A 461-nucleotide genomic window follows, 5' to 3' on the forward strand; every position below is an offset into this window, starting at 1 on the left:
GCACACGCCGATTTCGGTGCCTTTCTCGGCGGCCAGCTGCTTGAGCCGGATCGCCGCCGACAGCCCGGCGGGGCCGCCGCCGACGATCACGACGTCGTATTCCATCGATTCGCGCGGGCCGTATTGCGCGAGCAAGTCCTGTGTGGTCAAAATCCTGTCTCCTCCTGCGTCCCGACCGTCAGCCGGTCAGAACTGGTCTTCCGTCAACGCGAGCACGCCCTCGTTGCCCTTCGTGCCGACGATCGACGCTTCGAACGCGCCCGCCTGCACCAGCACGTGCTCCGCATAGCATTGCGCAATCGCGATCTTCGCATCGAAGAACGCCGGGTCGCTTGCGCGGTTCGCGTGCGCCGCCACCAGCGCGCGGCCCATCTGCCACCCGCACAGCACCACGCCCGCCAGCTTCAGGTACGGCACGCTGCCCGCGAACACCGCGTTCGGGTCCTGCTTCACGTTCGCCA

At 67.5% G+C, this 461-nt stretch carries 2 protein-coding genes; both read right to left on the reverse strand.

The window, feature by feature from the left end; translation table 11 throughout:
• On the reverse strand, positions 1-150 hold a 150-nt coding region (locus G3N99_RS41580; RefSeq protein WP_124636892.1), incomplete at its 3' end, for an FAD-dependent oxidoreductase.
• Between the two features lie 36 nt (positions 151-186).
• A partial coding sequence (locus G3N99_RS41585) for an acyl-CoA dehydrogenase C-terminal domain-containing protein (RefSeq protein WP_206125351.1) occupies positions 187-461 on the reverse strand: 275 nt, incomplete at its 5' end.

The organism is Burkholderia sp. Ac-20392 (genome assembly GCF_017104585.1).
Classification (GTDB): Bacteria; Pseudomonadota; Gammaproteobacteria; order Burkholderiales; family Burkholderiaceae; genus Burkholderia; species Burkholderia lata.